Origin of the sequence: Peribacillus asahii, from assembly GCF_004006295.1 — a bacterium.
GTDB lineage: Bacteria > Bacillota > Bacilli > Bacillales > DSM-1321 > Peribacillus > Peribacillus asahii_A.
This window is the reverse complement of sequence record NZ_CP026095.1, coordinates 3,784,975-3,808,672: the sequence shown is the minus strand read 5'-3', so window position 1 is coordinate 3,808,672 and position 23,698 is coordinate 3,784,975. Positions and strand designations below refer to the sequence as shown.

Genomic DNA, 23,698 nt, shown 5'->3' with positions numbered 1-23,698 from the left:
GATAAATGTTTGAATTCTTTAAAAGAGGTTATCCAAATATTCAGGACATCCTCTTTTTAATCCCTATTCAAAAATTCCTTTACAGGGCTTTTCCAGTCAATGGAAGAGGCGGGGTATTGTTTTTTTATAGCAGCTTCGATTTTTAAGAAGTCGTCCCGCTTTAGCCCTTTTAGATCGGCTGTATTTTTTGGCCAAATAAAAATGGACACGACTTCAAAGGAACGCTCCGTCGTTCCGAGGTATTTTTCGCCCTCAAATAAGACTCCGTTATATGTTAATAAGAAATTTTTACGAATATTTTTTGGGTCATCGAGAAAATAGAACTTTCCTTGTTCATGGGCTAATTCCAGTTTTCTTCGCGAACTTAACATATATTTAATCGCCGTATATAGTAAAAAGACAATAACTACTAATAAAATAAGACGGAATAATAAGGCCATACAATATCCCCCTTTTTCATAACGTTTCAGTTATATACTATGTACGAACGAATTTTTTAAAAGTTTCACATATTTGCTATAATTTAAGCGATAAAGGTAGAAAGTAGTGATGAGATGAATATTTCCAAATTAATGGACATGCAAGCGGTGCTTGATCAGCATATTGAACGGAAGCATGGGTTAGAAACAGAAGACCTTGTGGAACGAAAAATTTTGGCCCTTTTAGTGGAGTTAGGTGAACTTGCCAATGAAACGCGCTGTTTTAAATTTTGGAGTCTAAGGGGACCTTCTGAGCGAGAAACAATTCTCGGTGAATATGTTGATGGAATTCATTTTCTGCTGTCGCTCGCAAATGGGCTGAGTTTTAAACCGACAGTGCCAGAAATGTTTACATTGGAACAGCGTAATCTGACAGAGCAATTTATTTTATTGTATCGAGAGATTAGTCTGTTTCAGCAACAAGTAACGTTCGAGTCGTTCCAAACGGTATTTACCGAATATATCCGACTAGGGCATATGCTTGGTTTTTCAGCAATCGATGTAGAACAAGCTTATATAACAAAGAATGAAGTGAATCACGAACGGCAGCAGCAGGGCTATTAATTGTCGTGAAGAAATGATTTCTGTATAATTATGGTTACGAAAAGGAGTGATACATAATGACTAAGTTGGATGAAACATTAACGATGCTTAAAGATTTAACCGATGCAAGAGGGATTGCCGGTAATGAATCAGAAGTAAGACAAGTGATGAAACGATATATTGCACCTTACGCCGATGAAATAACGAATGATGGCTTGGGAAGTTTAATCGCCAAAAAAACAGGTGATGCAAATGGACCAAAGATTGTGGTTACAGGACATCTGGATGAAGTAGGATTTATGATTACGCAAATTGACAGTAAAGGCTTTTTGAAATTTCAGCCAGTAGGTGGTTGGTGGAATCAAGTCATGCTGGCACAGCGCGTAACGATTGTGACAAGAAAAGGCGATGTGACAGGTGTAATTGGTTCAAAACCACCTCATATTTTATCACCTGAAGCTCGAAAGAAACCAGTTGAAATTAAGGATATGTTTATTGATATTGGTGCATCCAGCAAAGAAGAAGCGGCAGAATGGGGAGTACGGCCAGGTGATATGGTTGTACCGTATTTCGAATTTACCGTGATGAACAATGAGAAAATGCTGCTGGCCAAGGCTTGGGATAACCGCATTGGCTGTGCCATTGCTATCGATGTGCTCAAACAGTTGAAAGATCAACAGCATCCAAATGTTGTATACGGAATCGGAGCTGTTCAAGAAGAGGTAGGCTTACGCGGTTCGAAAACATCAACATTCCAAGTGCAGCCGGATATAGGCTTTGCTGTTGATGTCGGCATTGCAGGTGACACACCGGGAGTTTCTGAAAAAGAAGCAATGAGCAAAATGGGCGATGGACCGCAAATCGTTTTATATGATGCATCAATGGTTTCACATAAAGGTTTACGTGATTTAGTAACAGATACAGCGGATGAACTAAACATTCCTTATCAATTTGAATCCATTCCAGGTGGTGGGACAGATGCTGGCTCAATTCATGTAACAGCAAAAGGGGTGCCGGCACTTTCAATTGGTATCGCGACACGCTATATCCATTCTCATGCGGCAATGCTTCATCGCGATGATTATGAAAATGCCGTGAAATTAGTCGTGGAAGTGATTAAACGACTCGATCGTGAAACAGTGGACCGGATTACGTACGAGTGAGGTAGATTTTGCAGGTCGTGGAGTCAAACTGGCCGATAAACTTGAGTTTTTATAAAAAAATAACAGCCGATTTGGCTGTTATTTTTTTAACCCATTTTCTAATGCACGAAGCATCTCTTCTTTTTCATTTTGTGAGGAATTTTGCCAAATAACTTCAAACAGTACACCAAGTCCAGGAAGCATTTTTTCCTCGCCATTTGAAATCGCATCGACAATTGTATCTTCAAGCTGCTCTTGTGTATTGCCCGTTACATTGCTGATAATGGCATTACGTAAATTTAAGTTCATAATTATTTCCTCCTATGTCATATAATGCTGAACAACGATAGCATGCCCTTATTTGGGATACATTATGTATGGAAATTGCGTTATAGCTTTTCTAAACGAAAAAACCCACCAAGGGCTTTAGCCCGCCTTTAGGTGTGGGATAATAGTGAGGTCGGTCGGAGATTCTACTCAATAAATTGATGATAACTATTCATTGCTATATAATATATATATAGTAAGGAGGTGGGAAGCGTGTATTTAACACAAAGCAATCAAATTCGAGGACTTTCAAAAGAACAATTTCAACAAATGAGAGAAATGTGTTACTATGCAAAGAATCTGTATAACGTCGGACTATATAACATTCGTCAACATTACTTTGTGGAAAAAACATTCTTGAAATATGAATCAAACTACCATGTTGCTAAAATAAATGAAAACTACAAATTACTCCAAGCGGGTGTTTCTCAACAAATTTTAAAAGTAGTAGACCGTTCTTTTAAGAGTTTTTTTAACTTAATTAATAAAGCAAAGAAAGGAGACTATCGTTTTCAAGATATTAAGATGCCTGGCTATTTGAAAAAGGATGGATTGTTTAATCTCATCTTTTCAACAAATGCTATTAATATTAAAGATGGCTTCTTTCGTGTAGCTGTTTCGAATGCTTACAAGAAATTGCATCCTGAACATAAAGACATACTAATCCCTTTTCCTTCTAGGTTAGAGGGCAAAAAGATTAAAGAAGTTCGGATTGTTCCTCGTAACAACGGACAGTTTTTTCATATTCAATACGTATATGAACAACCCTGTGAAACAGTAGAATTAGATTTTAATAAATCCTTAGCCATTGATATTGGACTAAACAATCTTGCTTCTTGTGTGGATACAAACGGGGCATCCTTTTTAATGGATGGGAAAAAACTTAAATCAATTAACCGTTTGTATAACAAAGAAAAGGCTAGATTGCAGTCTATAGCTATGAAACAGGGGTCAAAATACACTAAGCAAATTGATTCATTGACACTAAAACGAAACAATCAAGTGAATGACTATATCAAAAAAAGTGCAAGAATCATCATTAATCATTGTCTTGAAAATCAAATAGGAAATCTAGTCATTGGCTATAATGCAAATTTCACACGAAACATTAATATTGGGAAAAAGAATAACCAACAGTTTACACAAATTCCATTTGGAAACCTAAGAGAACAGCTTTCTAATCTCTGTGAGCAGTACGGCATCTTCTACAAAGAACAAGAAGAATCCTATACAAGTAAGGCTTCATTCTTTGATAATGATGAACTGCCAAAATGGAATCCAGCAAATGAAACGGAACACACTTTTAGTGGAAAACGTATCAAGCGTGGTTTGTACCGTACATCTACTGGATATGAATTTAATGCCGATATTAACGGTGCGTTAAATATCTTGCGTAAAAGTAACTTGCTGGATTGTACAATCCTACAAGCTAGAGGGAGCTTGGCTCGCCCATCAAGAATAAGGGTTAAATAACCACACTTCTTGTAAAGAATTCCACTCGTTTCACCGCAAGGTGTAGAGCTTGCCCCTTTAGGGGTGGGAGAAGTCAAAATAGGAAAATCAGTGAAATTAAAGGAGCGTTACACGTTGAAATATATTGAATCTGTTAAAAATCCAAAGGTAAAAACATGGAAGAAGCTGTCGACGAAAAAAGAGCGTGATAAATCAGGTCACTATTTAATAGAAGGTTTTCATCTTATTGAGGAAGCATTAAAGGAACAAATTGTTTTAGAGGTTATTGTTAATCAAGATATGGAAATGCCAGCTCAGTTTAAAATAGAACAAACAGACGTTGTATATGTGAAAGAAGATGTGATGAAAGCGATTTGTGATACGGAAACACCACAAGGTATTGCGGCAGTCTGTGAACAACAAACAGTCCATTTTGATGATATTCCATCAGGAAAACTATTATTGTTAGATGCAGTGCAAGACCCAGGCAATTTAGGGACGATGATTCGTACAGCAGATGCAGCGGGAATCGATGCTGTCATTTTAGGAGAAGGCTGTGCCGATGTATATAACCCAAAAGTCGTTCGAGCGACACAAGGAAGCTTATTTCATTTACCTGTGATGAAGGCTAATCTGTCCCAGTTTATTGACCAGCTTCATATGCCTGTGTATGGAACGGCTTTAGAAGGCGGTGTGCCATTTGAACAAGTTGAGAAATCTGAAACCTTTGCCTTACTTGTCGGAAACGAAGGGCAAGGAGTTTCAAAAGAATTGTTAGCGAAAACGACGAAGAACTTGTATATTCCGATTTACGGGAAAAGTGAATCGTTGAATGTTGGGATTGCAGCAGGGATTTTGATGTACTACTTGCGAAAATGAGTTTAAATATACTATAATGAAACAGAATTTCATAAGTAAAGACGATGACGGAGACTAGTAGCTTAAGACATCCATTTTAAGGGAGAAAATGCCGAGACTGAAAGCATTTTTAATGGCGCTGCTTAAAGGAATTCACCTCTTGAGTCGACATTGGGAAGATCCATTGATCCGAAAAATGTTCCGGTGAAGAGCCGTTATTTTTAATGAAGTGAGTGTGGGTGTTTTATATCCATGCTAATAAGGGTGGTACCGCGATACATAAACCTCGTCCCTTTTATGGGATGGGGTTTTTTTGTGTTTATTTATGTTGACAAATAAAGGAGGAATAGATGATGCAGGAACGTTTACAAGAACTGCAAGAAGAAGCGTTGCAAAAAGTGTCAGCCGCATCAAACTTAAAGGAATTAAATGATATTCGTGTGGCTTACTTAGGAAAAAAAGGACCGATTACAGAAGTATTGCGTGGCATGGGTAATTTGTCTGCTGAAGAGCGTCCAAAAATGGGAGCACTTGTGAATGTTGTTCGTGAAGCCATTACTTCAGCAATCGAAGAAAAACAAGCGGTGCTTGAAGCAGAGGCAGTCAATGCTCAATTAGCAGCGGAAACGATTGATATTACGTTACCAGCTCGCCCTGTGAACAAAGGGAATCATCATCCATTAACGCGCATTGTCGAAGAGATTGAAGACGTATTTATCGGAATGGGATATACGGTGGCGGAAGGTCCAGAAGTAGAGAGTGATTATTACAACTTTGAAGCTTTAAACTTGCCGAAAAGCCATCCAGCACGTGATATGCAAGATTCTTTCTATATTACAGATGAAATTTTAGTTCGTACACATACGTCTCCTGTTCAGGCAAGAACGATGGAGAAGCATAAAGGTCAAGGCCCTGTTAAAATTATTTGTCCGGGTAAAGTGTATCGTCGTGATAATGATGATGCGACACATTCTCATCAATTTATGCAAATTGAAGGATTAGTCGTTGATGAAAATATTTCAATGAGTGATTTGAAAGGAACGCTTGAAGTATTTTTGAAAAAAGTATTTGGCCAAGAGCGTGAAATTCGTTTGCGTCCAAGTTTCTTCCCATTCACAGAGCCTTCTGTAGAAGTGGATATTTCTTGTAAAATCTGCAGTGGTAAAGGCTGTAACGTATGTAAGCAAACAGGCTGGATTGAAGTATTAGGCGGTGGAATCGTTCATCCGAACGTACTTGAAATGGCTGGATTTGATTCAAAGAAATACTCAGGATTTGCCTTTGGAATCGGTGTTGAGCGAATTGCGATGTTAAAATACGGTGTGGATGATATTCGCCATTTCTACACAAATGATATGCGTTTCTTAAAGCAATTCCACCATCACGAAGCGTAAAAATTTCTCTGATTTGGCCGGAATCTCACTAATTTTGCTTATAATCTATCCAAATTAGCGATTAATCTCGCCAAATCAATCCATTAAAAGGAGGACCAACGATGTTTGTTTCATATAAATGGCTTCAAGAATATGTAGATCTTTCTGGCATCAGTGCAGCAGAGCTTGCGGATAAAATTACGAAAAGTGGCATTGAGGTTGAAGGAGTAGAAAAGAAAAGTGAAGGCTTAAAAGGGGTTGTTATCGGTCACGTTTTAGAGCGTGAACAACATCCAAATGCCGATAAATTAAATAAATGTTTAGTCGATATCGGGGCGGAAGAGCCTGTCCAAATTATTTGTGGAGCTCCAAACGTTGATAAAGGCCAAAAAGTAGCCGTGGCAACAGTGGGCGCTGTTCTACCAGGTAACTTCAAAATTAAAAAAGCAAAACTTCGCGGAGAAGAATCACACGGAATGATTTGTTCGCTTCAAGAGCTTGGAATTGAATCTAAAATTGTGGCGAAAGAGTATGCTGTTGGGATTTTCAATTTCCCACAAGATGCACAAGTTGGTGAAGATGCATTAGAAGCACTTGGCTTAGACGATGAAATTTTAGAACTAAGCTTAACACCAAACCGTTCAGATGCGTTAAGTATGTTAGGTGTTGCTTACGAAGTTGCTGCTATTCTTGGACGTGATGTGAAATGGCCAACGATTGAAAAAGAAGAAGCTTCTGAAAAAGCATCCGATTATATTTCTGTAAAAGTGGAAGCAACAGAAGATAATCCATTATATATTGCAAAAGTTGTGAAGGATGTAAAAATTGGACCATCTCCATTATGGATGCAAACAAGCTTAATGGCAGCTGGTATTCGTCCGCATAATAACGTTGTGGATATTACAAACTTCGTATTATTAGAATATGGTCAACCGCTTCATGCGTTCGACTACGACCGTCTTGGATCAAAAGAGCTTGTCATTCGTCGTGCGAAGGATGCTGAAAAAATTACAACACTTGATGAAGCAGAACGTACATTAACTCCTGACCATCTTGTCATTACAAACGGTACAGAGCCTGTCGCTATTGCTGGTGTAATGGGTGGAGCGAATTCAGAAGTGAAAAATGATACAACGACAGTCATCATTGAAGCAGCTTATTTTAAAGGCAGCACGGTTCGTAAAGCATCGAAAGATCACGGCTTACGCAGTGAAGCAAGCGCTCGTTTTGAAAAAGGAGTAGATCCAGCTCGCGTTCGTGAAGCAGGAGAGCGTGCAGCACAATTAATGGCGGAATACGCTGGTGGAACGATTCTTGAAGGCAGTGTTGAATACAATGATATGAAGGTTGAACCGGCTGTAATCTCGATTACGCTTAATAAAATTAATGGCTTACTAGGAACAAGCATGAGTGTATCTGAAGTACAAGATATTTTCACTCGCCTGCAATTTGATGTAGCGGTAGAAGGAGAAAACTTCACGGTAACGATTCCAACTCGTCGCGGCGATATTACAATCGAAGCCGATTTAGTAGAAGAAGCAGCTCGCTTGTATGGATACGATAATATTCCGTCTACGCTGCCAACTGGCACGACAACGCCTGGTGCGTTATCAGATTATCAACAAAAACGTCGTAAAGCGCGTCGTACATTAGAAGGCGTTGGCCTTTTCCAAGCGATTACGTATTCGTTAACAAGCACGGAAAAAGCTGCTCAATTCGCTTTAGAAGCACGCGAATCGATTCGTCTAGCAATGCCGATGAGTGAAGAACGCAGCCAATTACGTTTAAGCATTGTACCTCAATTATTAGAAGTCGTGAAATACAATAATGCTCGTCAAATGGATTCAGTTGCGTTATATGAAATTGGTTCTGTTTTCTTAAAACAAGATGGCGAACAGCTTCCGGAAGAAAGAGAACATGTAGCTGCTGCTATCACAGGTTTATGGGAATCCCACTTATGGCAAGGTGAAAAGAAGCCAGTTGATTTCTTTGTCGCAAAAGGAATTTTAGAGGCTTTATTCGATACGTTAGGTGTAGCAAGCCAAATCGAATATCGTCAAGCAGAAGTGAAAAATCTTCATCCAGGACGTACAGCGGAAGTGCTATTAAATGGTGAAGTAATTGGTTTTATCGGTCAAGTGCATCCAACTGTTCAAAAAGAATTGGATATTAAAGAAACCTATGTTTTTGAATTATCATTTAAAGCATTGGCAGAAGCAAAGGTTGCTCCAATCGCTTATGAAACGATCCCGCGTTTCCCATCGATTACACGTGATATCGCACTTGTTGTGGACTCAACGACAAAAGCAGGCGATATTCAAAGCATCATCGTTGAAGCAGGCGGTTCTTTATTAAAAGAGGTGCAAGTATTTGATTTATACGAAGGCGATAAAATGGAAGAAGGCAAAAAATCCATTGCATACTCGTTAAAATACTTCGATCCAGAACGTACATTAACAGATGAAGACATTACAAAAGCTCATGATAAAGTACTTGCGGCGGTAAAAGACCAAGCAGGGGCGGAGTTGCGCGGATAACCTATTAGATTTGGCTGGTAAACAGTCAAATGTACAGGTAAAGACACCCACCATTTTCTGAAATGGTGGGTGTCTTATCGTTAATATTTCTTTTTATACAAATTCTTCGCTTTTTCCGTATTGGCAAAATGAACTTTTGTAAATTCATGCAATGCCTCTGTTCCTTTTTCATAAATTAAACGAGCAGCTGCTTCATCGACTTTAGAACCAGCACCTTTTGGAATGGTAAAGCCTGCTTTTTCACTAAGCTGTTCGAAGCGTCGAATAAAAGCATAGCGAGCTAGAATGGAGGCCGCGGCCACGCTTAGGTGAACGCCTTCTGCTTTTGTGCTTAAATAGGTAGCATCTGCTTGAAATAGTTCTTGTCCTTTTAAATAATTGAAGAATACACCGGGTTCGGCAAACTGGTCGATTAAGACAGCATCAGGCTTTTCAGGCTCAATTTTTGTTAATACATGTTTAATGGCTTGATTATGTAACAGTGCCTTGATTTTACCTTGTGACATGCCTTTTGCTTGAAGTGTATTATATTTTGGATTGTCGCAAGTTAACAGGCTGAATGGGACAACATCTTTAATTAACTTAGCAATCTCGATAATTTGCGGGTCTTTTAAATTTTTGGAATCTTGAACGCCGAGCTCTTTTAACAGAGGTAGCTGTTCTTTCTTTGCATAAACCGCCACAACGGTCATTGGACCAAAGTAATCACCGGTACCAACTTCATCGGAGCCGACGACAGATAGGGTGCCGATGTTAGCCGGTGGCGAATAACGATGTGTTTTTACAGATGGTGTTTTTTTGGCTGATGGGGCTGTGTGAGCGTTTTCTTTCCATTTCGCCGCTTCTTTTTCGGCATTTGCTCCTTGGAATAATACTTTTCCTGATTTATAGGCGGTGATGGCACAATGGGCCGGTCGTGCGCTAAATAAGCTGCCTGGCGGTAATGTATTAACAAGGGAATCTTTATAATGCTCTTTCATTTTGGATATTTGTGATGCATGAACGATTAGGACAACATGGGACATCAAAATCGTCTCCTTTTATTTTATTTTTACAAAATTAGCCATAAATTGACAAGCCTCTCTCTTTCATGACGAAAAATATCATGATATGATAGGGAGTACAGGATTGTTTAGATTGGAGGCATCATTTTGTCAGACGATACACGAAATAGAGTTACAGTAGATATATATGGTCAACCATATACGATCGTCGGTGCCGAAAGCGCAAGTCATATTCGCCAAGTAGCTTCGATGGTTGACGAGAAAATGAGAGAAATTAGTGTGAAAAATCCGAGCCTGGATACGAGTAAACTAGCAGTGCTGACGGCGGTCAATACGATACATGATTACCTCAAAATCCAAGAACAATTGCACCAGCTTCAACTGAAATTACAGAAAGAAAAGGACTGAGTTTATGTTTGATTTGGCAATCTTAGCTATCCTTCTCATCGGATTGTTAATTGGTTTAAGGCGCGGCTTTATATTACAAATCATCCACTTGACCGGCTTTATTGTCGCGTTTATTGTGGCCTATGTATATTATGATGAACTGGCTCCAAAACTGAATTTATGGGTTCCGTTCCCGGCGATGGGCGATTCAAGCACATTAAAGATGTTTTTTGATACAGTCGGTTTAGATACTGCTTATTATAATGCAATTGCTTTTGCTATTATTTTCTTTATTACGAAAATTGTATGGCATATGATTGGGGCGATGCTTGATTTTATTGCACACTTGCCTATTTTAAAACAGCTGAATCGCTGGGGTGGCGGTATATTAGGATTTATGGAAGTCTATTTAATCTTGTTTATTATATTATATATTGTAGCTCTTTTGCCAATGGATGCGGTTCAAGAACCGTTAAATGGCTCATTTCTAGCAGAAGCTATTGTGAGAGATACACCGTTTTTATCTAATCAAGTAGAGAAGCTTTGGTTTTATAATGTACCTTCTTAAGGGTCTGCCTTTCCTTAACGAAATGATAGATTGCTATCTTTTGTGGGGGAAGAGACCCTTTTTAACGTATTAAGAATGCTTGTGCTTTAAAGAAAGAAACGGTATCTTTAAAGAAAACTTGATTCATTAATTTTTTGGCAGGTGAAAAAAATGTCTATTAATAAAAAAGATCTTATTAAATTATTGGAAACGATTGCGATATATATGGAGTTAAAAGGGGATAACCCATTCAAGGTGTCAGCGTTCCGTAAAGCAGCAGCAGCACTTGAAGCAGATGATCGCAGCTTGTCAGCGATTGATGATTTTACAGCGCTTAGTGGGATTGGTAAGGGGACAGCGGCTGTCATTGATGAATTTATCCAAGAAGGCAAATCGACGGTTTTAGAAGAGTTACAAGAGGAGGTGCCAAAAGGGTTAATTCCTCTTTTAAAGCTTCAAGGTCTTGGCGGGAAAAAAATTGCTAAGCTACATAAAGAGCTTCATATCCGTGATATTAACGATTTGAAGTTAGCCTGTGAAGAAGGGAAAGTAAGTGCACTAACGGGTTTTGGCAAAAAAACAGAAGAGAAAATTCTTGCGGCAATTGATGAAGCGGGGGCACGGCCAGAACGATTGCCATTATCATTTATGCTGCCTATTGCCGAGGGAATTGAACGAGCGTTAGCAAATATGAAAGCGGTTATTCGTTCGTCACGGGCAGGAAGTATTCGTCGTATGCGTGAAACGATTAAAGATTTAGATTTTATTCTATCTACTGATGAGCCGGAAATTGTGAAAGAACAGCTTTTAGCATTGCCGCGTATTAAGCAGGTTATTGCCGCGGGTGATACGAAAGTGTCGGTTGTTTTGGATGGTGAATACGATGTATCTGTTGATTTTCGTATTGTAAAAGATGTTGAATTTATTACAACGCTGCATCATTTTACTGGTTCAAAGGATCATAATGTGCGTATGCGTCAGCTTGCGAAAGATCGTGGAGAGAAAATTAGTGAATATGGTGTAGAGAATATAGAAACAGGTGATGTGCTTACATTTGAAACAGAGGAACAATTTTATCAGCATTTCGGCCTGCCGTTTATTTCTCCAGAATTACGGGAGGATGGGACGGAAGTAGATCAATATGACGGACATGAGCCGTTGATTTCACTTGCTGATATTCAAGGTGACCTTCATATGCATACGACATGGAGCGATGGTGCGTATTCAATTGAAGAAATGATTGAAGCTTGCCGTGCCAAAGGCTATCGATATATGGCGATTACTGATCATTCGCAGTATTTAAAGGTAGCTAATGGCTTAACAGCTGAGCGTTTGCGTGAGCAAAAGAAAATCATTCATGAATTAAATGAACAGTATGACGATATGACGATTTTATCAGGCATTGAAATGGATATTTTACCAGATGGAACGCTCGATTTCGATGATGAACTATTAGCGGAGATGGACCTTGTTATTGCTTCAATTCACTCAAGCTTCTCACAACCGCGTGAAGTCATTATGGAGCGTTTGAAAACAGCACTTCATAACCCGCATGTGGATATTATTGCTCACCCGACAGGAAGAATTATTGACAAACGAGCAGGCTATGATGTAGATATTGAAATGCTTATCGAATGGGCACGTGAAACGAATACTGCATTAGAGTTAAATGCAAACCCGCATCGCCTTGATTTAGCAGCACCCTATTTACGAAAAGCCCAAGAAGCGGGTGTACCGATTATCATTAATACGGATGCGCATAATATCGACATGCTTGAACATATGGAAATTGGTGTTTCTGCGGCGAAAAAAGGCTGGCTGAAAAAATCGTCTGTCTTAAATGCTAAGAGTGCTGATGAATTACTTACATTTTTAAATAGAAATAACTAACCTGACAAGGAGGCTTTTTTATCTCCATGCATCAAAAAGCATTGAACACATTAGAATTTACAAAAATTAAAGAACAATTAGTTTCCCATTGTACGTCGTCAATTGGGAAAGACAAGGCAGTACAATTAGCTCCATCTACTGATTTTGATGAAGTTGTTAGATGGCAGGAAGAAACGGATGAAAGTGCAAAAGTGCTCCGTTTGAAAGGAAATGTTCCTTTAGGAGGAATTTTCGATATTCGTCCACATGCAAAGCGGGCACAAATTGGCGGAATGTTATCACCGATTGAACTGATGGAGATTGCAAGTACGATTCGAGCAGGGCGCGTATTAAACCGCTTTTTTGAAGAGATGGCCGAGCAAGAAATTGAGACGGTGCTGTTAACGGAATATATTGAATCACTTCACCCATTGATTGATTTACAACAGGCGATTACGTATGCCATTAGTGAGCATGGCGAGGTGCTTGATTCAGCTAGTGAGCAATTGCGTACGCTTCGCAATCAGCTGCGAACAAATGAAAGCCGCGTACGGGAAAAGTTAGAAAGTATGATTCGTTCTTCCAATGCTTCTAAAATGTTATCGGATGCTATTGTGACGATTCGAAATGATCGCTTTGTTATTCCAGTTAAACAAGAATATCGCAGTCATTATGGTGGCATTATTCATGACCAATCTTCTTCAGGTCAAACATTATTTATTGAACCGCAGGCAATTGTACAGCTGAATAATGCTTTGCAAGAAACAAGAGTGAAAGAGCAGTTAGAAATTGAACGTATTTTAACGGAGCTGTCTGTGAAGGTCGGTGAGTATACGTCTGAATTATTACATAATGTAGCGGTACTGGCTCAGCTCGATTTTGTATTTGCAAAAGCCCGTTATGCGAAAGTGATTAATGGTTCTAAACCACAGCTGAATCAAGAAGGTCGAGTGAAACTATTTAAAGCGAAGCACCCGCTTATTCCGGCTGATGTCGTGGTGGCAAACGATATTTTCTTAGGAGAAGAGTTTACAACAATCGTGATTACCGGTCCGAATACAGGCGGGAAGACCGTCACGTTAAAAACGATTGGACTTTGTACGTTGATGGCGCAAGCTGGATTACAGATTCCAGCTCTTGATGGTTCAGAAGTGGCTGTTTTTTCAGCAGTATATGCTGATATTGGCGATGAACAGTCAATTGAGCAAAGCTTAAGTACATTTTCTTCTCATATGGTCAATATTGTTGAAATTTTGGAGCATGTGGATCATGAAAGTTTAGTTTTATTTGATGAGCTTGGGGCAGGAACTGACCCGCAAGAAGGAGCAGCTTTAGCGATTTCTATTTTAGATGAAGTGTATAAGCGGGGTGCCCGAGTTATTGCGACGACTCATTATCCAGAATTAAAGGCCTATGGTTATGACCGTGAGGGTGTAATTAATGCGAGCGTTGAATTTGATGTGGAGTCATTAAGACCAACGTATAAGCTATTGATTGGTGTACCTGGTCGAAGTAATGCATTTGAAATTTCAAAACGTCTTGGCTTAAACGAGAAAGTCATTAATCATGCGCGAAGTCATATTGGTGAGGAGACGAATCAAGTTGAAACGATGATTGCCTCATTAGAAGCAAGTCGTCGTCAGGCAGAGGAAGAAGAGAAAGAAGCGGCGGATTATTTAAAGCAATCGGAAAAACTGCATCGAGACTTGCAGCAACAAATTGCGGAATATTACAATGAACGCGACAAGCTGATGGAGAAAGCATCAACGGAAGCAGCCGCTATTGTTGAAAATGCAAAAAAAGAAGCAGAAAAGATTATTAGAGATTTACGCAAGCTTCGTTTGGAGAAGCGAGCAGATGTCAAGGAGCATGAATTAATCGATGCAAAGAAACGATTAGAAGAGGCTGCACCTGAGCTGAAAAAATCACCGAAAATGGCAGTATCATCGCAAAAACGGGCATGGCAGCCTGGCGATGAAGTGAAAGTGACAAGCTTCGGGCAAAAAGGCTATTTAATTGAAAAAGCATCGTCTGATGAATGGCATGTACAAATGGGTATTATGAAGATGAAAGTAAAAGAAGCAGACCTTGAATTTATTAAGTCAGCTCAAAAAGAAAAACAAACGAAGCCGCTTACGACAATTAAGGGGAAAGACTACCATGTTAGTCTTGAGCTGGATCTTCGTGGAGAGCGCTATGAAAATGCACTTTCAAGGGTTGAAAAATATATTGATGATGCACTTTTAGCGAGCTATCCAAGAGTGTCCGTCATCCATGGAAAAGGCACGGGAGCTCTGAGACAAGGCGTTCAAGAATATTTGAAAAATCATCGCTCGGTTAAACGGATTCGCTTTGGAGAAGCAGGCGAAGGCGGCAATGGTGTTACGATTGTAGAATTTAAATAAACGGAAACAGACTTAAGAACTTGGTCAGTTACCATGTAGGAGTAGTGGGATATGGATGAGATTTGGGGAAATGAATATGTGTACATTGCTGCTCGCTATAGTGTCGTGATTTTATGCATCATTGTCTTTTTAACCGTTTTTGAGCTTGTAACGAAGTATAAAAATTGGGAAGAAATTAAGCGTGGAAATCTATCTGTGGCTATGGCCACAGGAGGGAAAATTTTAGGGATTTCCAACGTGTTTCGCCAATCCATTTTACAAAATGATTCCTTATTGACGATGATTGGTTGGGGAGTCTATGGTTTTGTTTTTCTTGTAATTGGTTATTTTATTTTTGAATTTATGACACCAGCGTTTAAAATAGATGAAGAAATCCAAAAAGATAATCGGGCGGTTGGCTTTCTATCGATGATGATTTCAATTGGTTTATCTTTTGTCATCGGCTCTGGAATTTCCTGATGCCTCTTGCGAAAGGAAGAAAGCTGTGGAGAAACTAGCGAAAATATTATTAGTTTGCTGTGGACTTTTTATTTTATTAGGTGTTGTTTATTTATTTATGAAAGTGTAAAGGAATACGGATAAAGAAAGGAGAGGTGCATATCATAGTGCCCTCTCTTTTCTTATGATTTCACATGCAATGAGCTAAAACTTAATAGCGTTATTTAAAAATTGTTTTGGACGCTGACCACTCCTAGGACTAAAGTCGCTGAGGTTCTTTCTCACCAATATCCCACTTACCACCTTCCATAAGAAGAGGCAGAGGCGAGACTTGGGTGAGCAACACTTGAGAGAAAAACAGTCTTTCAAGAGGGCAAGGTCGGTGTCAGCGCACCGTAATGGGATTTCTTTTCTCAAAATCTCCAATTGTAAGTAAATGGTAATTGTATTATAATAGAAATGATTAGTAAACTTGGATTAAGGGAGGGGTTAAATGAGCAATAAACCATGGCAACAGATGTATCCAGAGGGGATACCGACGACGTTGATTTATGATGATAAGCCTGTGCAGACATATTTAAAGGAATCTGCTGTGAAACATCCTTATAAAGCATCTATTCATTTTATGGGTAGAGAGCTTACATTTAAGGAAGTGTATGAATCTTCTTTAAAGTTTGCTGCTTATTTGAAAGAATTAGGTCTTGAAAAAGGTGATCGTGTTGCTATTTTATTGCCCAACTGTCCACAGGCTGTTATTTCGTATTTCGGTATTTTGATGGCTGAAGGCGTTGTTGTACAGACTAATCCCACATATACAGAACGAGAGTTAGAGTATCAAATGAAAGATGCAGAAGCGAAAATAATTGTCACGATGGATATTTTGTTTCCGCGTGTTGCAAAGATTGCCCCGAAAACGAATATCCAACATATTATTGTAACCGCTATCAAAGACTACCTTCCTTTTCCAAAAAACCTTATATATCCTTCTATTCAAAAGAAACAATACGGTATCGTTGTAAAAGTAGAGCATGCTGGCAATCATCATTTATTTAAAGAAGTGATGAAGCAGGATGTACCAGAAGAAATATCTAGTTCATGCGATATCGACCATGATGTAGCCCTATTACAATATACAGGGGGGACAACAGGATTTCCAAAGGGAGTTATGCTGACTCATAAAAACTTAATCGCAAATACGAAGATGTGTCAAGCTTGGTTATATAAAAGCAGACCAGGTCAGGAAAAGGTGCTTGGTATTTTGCCGTTTTTTCATGTATATGGCATGACAACTGTATTGCTGCTGTCCGTTTTGGATGGCAATATGATGCTTCTTTTACCGAAATTTGATGTAGAAACGGTGTTAAAAACGATTCATAAGCACAAACCGACAATATTTCCTGGAGCACCGACTATTTATATTGGAATTTTGAATCACCCTGATTTGAAGAAGTATGACCTTTCTTCTATTAAAGCCTGCCTAAGTGGTTCCGCTCCTCTACCTCTAGAAGTACAGGAACAATTTGAACGGGTCACAGGCGGAAAATTAGTAGAAGGATATGGGCTTTCTGAAACGTCTCCTGTCACACATGCTAACTTTATTTGGGATGAACCGCGTGTAAAGGGGAGCATTGGAGTCCCTTGGCCGGATACGGAAGCCGCGATTTTATCGTTAGAAACAGGCGAACCATTAGGGCCGAATGAAATAGGGGAGATTGGTATTAAAGGTCCCCAAGTGATGAAAGGGTATTGGAATCGCCCAGAGGATACGGAAAATACATTCAAAAACGGCTGGCTTTTAACAGGAGATTTAGGCTATATGGACGAACAAGGCTTTTTCTACGTTGTGGAACGTAAAAAAGATACCATTATCGCAGGCGGTTTTAATATTTATCCGAGAGAGATTGAAGAGGTTCTATATGAACATGAAGCGGTGCAGGAAGTAATAGTCGTTGGAATTCCTGATCCATATCGTGGTGAAACGGTCAAAGCTTATGTCGTTTTGAAATCTGGTCATACAGTCACGGAACAGGAGCTTAATGAGTTTGCTAGAAAGCATTTAGCCGCCTATAAAGTTCCGCGCTTATATGAGTTTAGAGAAGAGCTGCCCAAAACAACGATTGGGAAGATTTTACGTCGAGTGCTCATAGAAGAAGAGAAAAAGAAATGGGCTGAAGATGAAAAGAAAGCATAATCGTATTATGCGGAGCGATAATTTTTGGCTCCGTAACTATAATTAGGTTGTACAAGTTATCCTATAAATGGGTTTATTTTGTAAAATTGTTATTGACAGTAATAAAATACCACTTTATTATAGAAACATGAATGATTATTCATTCATGTTTCTGAAAGGAGACAACTAGTGAAAAGTAGTAGGCCAAAGTATATGCAAATTATTGATGCAGCCGTTATTGTTATTGCTCAAAATGGTTACCATCAAGCTCAAGTATCAAAGATTGCTAAGCAAGCGGGAGTAGCAGATGGGACAATCTATCTTTACTTTAAAAATAAAGAAGATATTTTGATTTCATTATTCCGGGAAAAAATGGGTTACTTTGTTGAACAGATTCAAGAAGGTATTAAAGAAAAATCCAGCGCAGTGGATAAATTGTTTGTCTTGATTCAAAAACATTTTCAAATCCTTTCAGAAGACCCGAACTTAGCCATCGTGACTCAATTAGAATTAAGGCAATCTAATAAAGAATTGCGTCATAGGATTAATGATGTGTTAAAAGGATATTTAAGCCTTGTGGATCGAATCGTTATCGAGGGAAAAGAAACGGGAGAATTCAGGTCTACCCTTAATGTCAAGCTCATGAAAAATATGATTTTTGGCACAATGGATGAAGTAGCAACAACTTGGGTGATGAATGACCAAAAATATTCACTAACAGATCTTGTCCCAGAAGTTCATCGATTATTAACAAATGGTTGTAGTTCTAGTAATTAACGATGTTTAGATAAGAGTGACGATATCGTCGCTCTCAACTAAACTCGATAATGAAGCTCATTTTCCGAATGGAAAAGAAGAGTGAATACATATCAAGTGCTTATTGATGACTTGAGAATTCAGCAACCAAGATGGAGGAGAAGAAATGGAGTACTTAAAGCTTGCAGTTGAGGACCATGTTGCTTTTATTACGATTAATAGAGCACCTGCAAATGCACTTTCTACAGGAATGATTAAGGAGATATCCGAAGCCTTAGATGAAATCAGTCAGAATGAAGAAGTGAGAGTTATCTTGCTCCACGGTGAAGGAAGATTCTTTTCAGCAGGAGCAGATATTAAGGAAATTACTGAAATTGAAAATGGTTCCGCATTCTCTGCCTTAGCTGAGAATGGACAAGCAGTATTAGAAAAAATCGAAAAATTCCCAAAGCCGGTCATTGCTGCTATTCACGGAGCTGCATTAGGCGGTGGTCTTGAATTAGCGATGTCTTGTCATATTCGCTTAGTAACAGAACAAGCAAAGCTTGGTTTACCAGAACTGCAATTAGGTTTAATCCCAGGTTTTGCAGGTACACAACGACTTCCACGTTATGTAGGTACAGCCAAAGCTGCGGAAATGTTATTTACAAGTGAACCGATTACAGGAGTTGAAGCTGTCCAATATGGTCTAGCGAACCGAGCTTACTCCGATGAAGAATTACTTCCAAAAGCGAAAGAACTAGCTTTTAAAGTAGCGAAGAAAAGCCCTCTTGCTCTAAAAGCTATTATTGAACAATTAAACTATTTAAAGCATGACTCTTATTACAAAGGTGTGGCAAATGAAGTAGCACAATTTGGAACAATTTTCGAGTCAAACGATGCAAAAGAAGGAATTAGTGCATTCATTGAAAAAAGAGAACCGCTTTTTACGGGTAAATAAGTAAAAAAACGTAAAAAAATATATTTTTTTCTAAAATATTAAAGGAATTTGTTGGATTTTGAAGAATACTTACTATATATGGATTTTGACTTTTCAGAATCTTAGGAATTTAAAACACTCAGGAGGGATTATCGTGAACATTTATGTATTACTGAAAAGAACATTTGATACAGAAGAAAAAATTACGCTTTCTAACGGCAAAATCAATGAAGAGGGCGCTGAATTTATTATTAACCCTTATGATGAGTATGCTGTGGAAGAAGCGATTCAAGTACGAGACGCTCAAGGCGGCGAAGTAACGGTTGTTTCTGTCGGCAACGAAGAAGCTGAAAAACAACTGCGTACGGCTTTAGCAATGGGTGCCGATAAAGCAGTGTTAATTAATATTGAAGATGACGTAGAAAATGTAGATCAATTTACAACAGCGAAAGTATTGGCTCAATACTTAAAAGATCAAGAAGTAGATCTTATTATAGCAGGAAATGTAGCGATTGATGGCGGTTCTGGTCAAGTGGGACCACGTGTTGCAGAACTTCTTAATATTCCTTATGTAACAACGATTACAGATTTAAATATTGCAGGTACAACAGTAAGTGTTACGCGTGATGTAGAAGGGGATTCAGAAACAATTGAAACGACTCTTCCATTGTTAGTAACAGCACAACAAGGTCTAAATGAGCCACGTTATCCTTCTTTACCAGGAATCATGAAAGCGAAGAAAAAGCCGCTTGAAGAATTAGAATTAGATGATTTAGATTTAGAAGAAGATGATGTGGAAGCGAAAACAAAAACAATCGAAATCTTTTTACCACCTACAAAAGAAGCAGGAAAAGTACTAAGTGGTGACATTTCTGCACAAGTTGGTGAACTTGTTCAATTATTACGCAGTGAAGCAAAAGTCATCTAATTATTAGAGATTTTGAAATAAACAGACGAGTGAATAGATAAAAAAGAGCGCAGGAGGTTTTTATAATGGCTAGCAAGTTTCTTGTATTAGGAGAAGTTCGAGACGGTTCACTAAGAAATGTATCATTTGAAGCAATTGGTGCCGCAAAAGTTGCTGCAGACGGCGGAGAAGTAGTTGGTGTGTTAATTGGAGAAAGCGTTCAAGCTTTAGGAGTGGAGTTAATTCAGTATGGTGCAGACCGAGTGGTCGTTGTAGAAGATGCTAAACTAGCTCAATATACTTCTGATGGTTTCTCACAGGCTTTGCTTGCTGTGATTGAAGCAGAAAATCCAGATGGTTTAATTATTGGACATACTTCATTAGGAAAAGATTTAGCACCAAAAATAGCTGGAAAATTAGAAGCAGGCTTAATCTCAGATGTTACAGCTCTTGAAGTAGCAGGCGGAAACACTGTGTTTACTCGCCCGATTTATTCTGGTAAAGCATTTGAGAAGAAAATTGTCACAGGCGGTTTAGTTTTTGCAACGATTCGTCCAAATAACATTGAACCATTACAAAAAGATGAGTCTCGTTCAGGGGATGTTGTTACACTGTCTGCGAATATTACAGACTTACGTACAATTATTAAAGATGTTGTTCGAAAAGCAAGTGAAGGTGTAGATCTTTCAGAAGCAAAAGTTATCATTTCTGGTGGTCGTGGTGTGAAAAGTGCAGAAGGCTTTGAACCATTAAAAGAACTTGCAGAAGTTCTTGGTGCAGCAGTTGGGGCTTCTCGTGGTGCTTGTGATGCAGATTATTGTGATTACTCTTTACAAATTGGACAAACTGGAAAAGTTGTTACACCGGATTTATATATCGCATGTGGGATTTCCGGAGCTATCCAACATTTAGCAGGAATGTCTAACTCAAAAGTAATCGTTGCTATTAATAAAGATCCAGAAGCAAACATCTTCAATGTTGCTGACTACGGTATTGTTGGTGACCTATTTGAAGTCGTTCCACTTTTAACAGAAGAATTTAAGAAGTTAAAAGTAAACGCTTAAATTATAGAAATACAAAAGGTATTCATCGGCTCGTCTGATGAATATCTTTTTGTGTACATATACATAGATAGTTTTGGGGAAATTAGCGATGAAGCAAATTAATAGCACGAACGTAATCATCAATGGTATACTGTTTTTGATTATTTGAGTAAATATGAGGAGGATTTTATAAATGGCTATTGTAAATGCAACTGATCAAACTTTTGCAACTGAAACAAACGAAGGTGTTGTTCTAGTTGATTTTTGGGCTCCGTGGTGCGGACCTTGTAAAATGATTGCTCCTGTTCTTGAAGAGCTTGATAGTGAAATCGCTGGTAAAGCGAAAATCGTTAAAGTGGATGTTGATGAAAACCAAGAAACAGCTGGTAAATTTGGTGTTATGAGTATTCCAACATTAATCGTTCTTAAAGACGGTGAGGCTGTCGATAAAGTAGTTGGTTTCCAACCAAAAGAAGCTTTAGCTGAACTTCTTGCTAAACACGCTTAATGATTGCAAAGAAATCTTCGAGTCTGAGACTTGGAGATTTTTTTTTGCTTTAAGAAAGTTTAATCGTTTTTAAGGATTAAACTATTAAGAAAAGACACTAACTTTCGCTATTACAGGTGATAAGTTTTGTTTTTAGTCTCTCACAATGTAGATGTTATTTTTTAAGATAGGAGTATTTCCTGTATAGTAATAACAAGAAGAAATAATAAGGCGGGGGAGTTCATGAATCAGCAAATCAAGAATAAATTAGCCCTTCTTCCAGATCAACCTGGCTGTTATTTAATGAAGGACCGTCAAGGGACAGTTATTTATGTCGGGAAAGCAAAAGTTCTTAAAAATCGTGTGCGTTCTTATTTTACAGGCTCACATGATGGGAAAACGTTACGACTTGTAAATGAAATTGAAGACTTTGAATACATTGTCACATCCTCCAACATTGAAGCTCTTATTTTAGAGTTGAACTTAATCAAACAATACGATCCAAAATATAATATTATGTTGAAGGATGATAAAACGTATCCATTTATTAAGCTTACAGCAGAGAAGCATCCTCGCCTTCTTATTACAAGGAAAGTGAAAAAAGACAAAGGGAAATATTTTGGTCCGTATCCCAATGTGACTGCTGCTACTGAAACGAAAAAACTGCTTGATCGAATCTATCCGCTTCGTAAATGCGATACGCTGCCGAATCGGGTATGCCTTTATTATCATTTAGGTCAGTGTCTTGCTCCTTGTGTGAAGGAGGTAGAGCAAGCACAATATACGCAAATTGTAGATGAAATCAATCGTTTCTTAAATGGCGGACATGTCGAAATAAAGAAGGCGTTAACAGAGAGCATGCATGCCGCTGCTGAAGAATTAGATTTTGAGCGAGCAAAGGAGTTACGTGACCAAATTGCTCATATTGATGTTACGATGGAAAAGCAAAAGATGATGACGAATGATTTTACAGATCGCGATATTTTTGGGTTTGCCTATGATAAGGGTTGGATGTGTGTGCAGGTGTTTTTTGTACGTCAGGGGAAATTAATTGAACGTGATGTTTCGCTTTTTCCAGCTTATAATGAACCAGAGGAAGAACTGCTTACCTTTTTAGGCCGTTTTTATGAAATGGATCATCACTTAAAGCCGAAGGAAATTTTGATTCCAGAGACAGTTGAGGCAGACCTAGCGGAACGTCTTCTCAATGTGAAAATTATTCAACCAAAACGTGGTCAGAAAAAGGACATGCTTGATTTAGCGAATAAAAATGCTAAATTAGCACTACACGAAAAATTCTCTCTTCTTGAACGAGATGAGGAACGATCCATAAAGGCTGTCGAGAATTTAGGAAAGCAGTTAGGAATTTATACACCTCATCGTATTGAAGCGTTTGATAACTCCAATATTCAAGGAACAAATCCTGTATCTGCACTAGTTGTATTTATAGATGGGAAGCCAGTAAAAAAAGAATACCGCAAATATAAAATTAAAACGGTGCAAGGGCCGGATGATTATGAATCGATGCGGGAAGTTGTACGCAGAAGATATTCACGTGTGTTAAAAGAAGGGCTGCCACTACCGGATTTAATCATTATTGACGGGGGAAAAGGACATGTTGAAGCGGTTAGGGATATTTTGGAGAATGAATTAGGCCTCGATATACCGTTAGCTGGTCTAGTAAAGGATGAGAAGCATCGTACATCTGAATTGATGATAGGGAATCCGCTTGAAATTATTCCACTTGACCGACAGAGTCAGGAGTTTTATTTATTGCAGCGAATTCAAGATGAAGTGCATCGATTTGCGATAACCTTCCATAGGCAACTTCGTGGGAAAAATGCGATTCATTCACAGCTTGACGATATTTCAGGAGTTGGTGAGAAGAGGCGTAAGCAATTGCTTAAATCATTCGGTTCGCTAAAAAAAATAAAAGAAGCCTCTATTGAAGAGCTTGTTCAAGCAGGTATGCCCGAAAAAGTAGCAGAGGCCATCTTCCAAAAATTTCAGAAATGAACTTGATTCACTTTCTCCTCTATGCTATACTCAAGAAGA

General features: G+C 38.6%; 21 protein-coding genes and 1 other annotated feature. Of the genes, 18 read left to right on the top strand and 3 right to left on the bottom strand.

What is annotated here, in order from left to right; genetic code table 11:
* Positions 1-56 precede the first annotated feature (56 nt).
* Positions 57-440, bottom strand: a complete 384-nt coding sequence (locus BAOM_RS18740) for a sigma-w pathway protein ysdB (RefSeq protein WP_127761589.1) — start codon at positions 438-440, stop codon at positions 57-59.
* Positions 441-554: 114 nt separating this feature from the next.
* Between BAOM_RS18740 and BAOM_RS18735 the strand changes: the two genes are divergently transcribed.
* On the top strand, positions 555-1,043 hold the full coding sequence (locus BAOM_RS18735; protein WP_127761588.1) for a dUTP diphosphatase: 489 nt from the start codon (positions 555-557) through the stop codon (positions 1,041-1,043).
* 56 nt (positions 1,044-1,099) lie between these two features.
* On the top strand, positions 1,100-2,185 hold the full coding sequence (locus BAOM_RS18730; RefSeq protein ID WP_127761587.1) for a M42 family metallopeptidase: 1,086 nt from the start codon (positions 1,100-1,102) through the stop codon (positions 2,183-2,185).
* Positions 2,186-2,263: 78 nt separating this feature from the next.
* Here BAOM_RS18730 and sspI read toward each other — a convergent pair whose 3' ends face one another.
* Positions 2,264-2,473: a small acid-soluble spore protein SspI gene (sspI, locus tag BAOM_RS18725; RefSeq protein WP_127761586.1), complete on the bottom strand. Its 210-nt coding sequence runs from the start codon at positions 2,471-2,473 to the stop codon at positions 2,264-2,266.
* Positions 2,474-2,704: 231 nt separating this feature from the next.
* On the opposite strand from sspI, the gene BAOM_RS18720 reads away from it, so the two are divergent.
* The 4 genes from BAOM_RS18720 (at position 2,705) to pheT (ending at position 8,711) form a co-directional block, all read left to right on the top strand.
* A complete protein-coding gene (locus tag BAOM_RS18720; protein WP_127761585.1) occupies positions 2,705-3,964 on the top strand; it encodes an RNA-guided endonuclease InsQ/TnpB family protein in 1,260 nt (419 codons plus the stop codon).
* A 114-nt stretch (positions 3,965-4,078) separates the two neighbouring features.
* Positions 4,079-4,822, top strand: coding sequence for a TrmH family RNA methyltransferase (locus BAOM_RS18715; RefSeq protein WP_127761584.1), 744 nt, complete (start codon positions 4,079-4,081; stop codon positions 4,820-4,822).
* Positions 4,823-4,857: 35 nt separating this feature from the next.
* Positions 4,858-5,098 (top strand) — a binding site (T-box leader).
* 56 nt (positions 5,099-5,154) lie between these two features.
* Positions 5,155-6,195, top strand: a complete 1,041-nt coding sequence (gene pheS / locus BAOM_RS18710; protein ID WP_127762639.1) for a phenylalanine--tRNA ligase subunit alpha — start codon at positions 5,155-5,157, stop codon at positions 6,193-6,195.
* A gap of 101 nt (positions 6,196-6,296) precedes the next feature.
* Complete coding sequence (pheT, locus tag BAOM_RS18705) at positions 6,297-8,711, top strand: phenylalanine--tRNA ligase subunit beta (protein WP_127761583.1); 2,415 nt, start codon at positions 6,297-6,299, stop codon at positions 8,709-8,711.
* Positions 8,712-8,791: 80 nt separating this feature from the next.
* Here pheT and rnhC read toward each other — a convergent pair whose 3' ends face one another.
* On the bottom strand, positions 8,792-9,736 hold the full coding sequence (gene rnhC, locus BAOM_RS18700; RefSeq protein WP_252282604.1) for a ribonuclease HIII: 945 nt from the start codon (positions 9,734-9,736) through the stop codon (positions 8,792-8,794).
* A gap of 126 nt (positions 9,737-9,862) precedes the next feature.
* On the opposite strand from rnhC, the gene zapA reads away from it, so the two are divergent.
* The 12 genes from zapA (at position 9,863) to uvrC (ending at position 23,659) form a co-directional block, all read left to right on the top strand.
* Positions 9,863-10,123 carry a cell division protein ZapA gene (gene zapA / locus BAOM_RS18695; RefSeq protein ID WP_127761581.1) on the top strand — a complete coding sequence of 87 codons (261 nt, stop codon included), beginning with the start codon at positions 9,863-9,865 and terminating at the stop codon, positions 10,121-10,123.
* A gap of 4 nt (positions 10,124-10,127) precedes the next feature.
* Positions 10,128-10,670 carry a CvpA family protein gene (locus BAOM_RS18690; RefSeq protein ID WP_127761580.1) on the top strand — a complete coding sequence of 181 codons (543 nt, stop codon included), beginning with the start codon at positions 10,128-10,130 and terminating at the stop codon, positions 10,668-10,670.
* Between the two features lie 150 nt (positions 10,671-10,820).
* Complete coding sequence (gene polX / locus BAOM_RS18685; protein WP_127761579.1) at positions 10,821-12,539, top strand: DNA polymerase/3'-5' exonuclease PolX; 1,719 nt, start codon at positions 10,821-10,823, stop codon at positions 12,537-12,539.
* Between the two features lie 26 nt (positions 12,540-12,565).
* Entirely contained in the window at positions 12,566-14,923 is a 2,358-nt protein-coding gene (locus tag BAOM_RS18680; RefSeq protein WP_127761578.1) for an endonuclease MutS2, read from the top strand.
* A 51-nt stretch (positions 14,924-14,974) separates the two neighbouring features.
* Positions 14,975-15,382: a DUF350 domain-containing protein gene (locus BAOM_RS18675; RefSeq protein WP_127761577.1), complete on the top strand. Its 408-nt coding sequence runs from the start codon at positions 14,975-14,977 to the stop codon at positions 15,380-15,382.
* Between the two features lie 472 nt (positions 15,383-15,854).
* Positions 15,855-17,552: an AMP-binding protein gene (locus tag BAOM_RS18670; RefSeq protein ID WP_127761576.1), complete on the top strand. Its 1,698-nt coding sequence runs from the start codon at positions 15,855-15,857 to the stop codon at positions 17,550-17,552.
* Positions 17,553-17,720: 168 nt separating this feature from the next.
* On the top strand, positions 17,721-18,308 hold the full coding sequence (locus BAOM_RS18665) for a fatty acid metabolism transcriptional regulator FadR (RefSeq protein WP_127761575.1): 588 nt from the start codon (positions 17,721-17,723) through the stop codon (positions 18,306-18,308).
* A 145-nt stretch (positions 18,309-18,453) separates the two neighbouring features.
* Entirely contained in the window at positions 18,454-19,227 is a 774-nt protein-coding gene (locus tag BAOM_RS18660; protein ID WP_127761574.1) for an enoyl-CoA hydratase, read from the top strand.
* 133 nt (positions 19,228-19,360) lie between these two features.
* Positions 19,361-20,134 carry an electron transfer flavoprotein subunit beta/FixA family protein gene (locus BAOM_RS18655; protein WP_127761573.1) on the top strand — a complete coding sequence of 258 codons (774 nt, stop codon included), beginning with the start codon at positions 19,361-19,363 and terminating at the stop codon, positions 20,132-20,134.
* Positions 20,135-20,199: 65 nt separating this feature from the next.
* A complete protein-coding gene (locus BAOM_RS18650) occupies positions 20,200-21,177 on the top strand; it encodes an electron transfer flavoprotein subunit alpha/FixB family protein (RefSeq protein WP_127761572.1) in 978 nt (325 codons plus the stop codon).
* Between the two features lie 172 nt (positions 21,178-21,349).
* Positions 21,350-21,664: a thioredoxin gene (trxA, locus tag BAOM_RS18645; RefSeq protein WP_127761571.1), complete on the top strand. Its 315-nt coding sequence runs from the start codon at positions 21,350-21,352 to the stop codon at positions 21,662-21,664.
* 222 nt (positions 21,665-21,886) lie between these two features.
* Complete coding sequence (gene uvrC / locus BAOM_RS18640) at positions 21,887-23,659, top strand: excinuclease ABC subunit UvrC (RefSeq protein ID WP_127761570.1); 1,773 nt, start codon at positions 21,887-21,889, stop codon at positions 23,657-23,659.
* Positions 23,660-23,698: the final 39 nt, after the last annotated feature.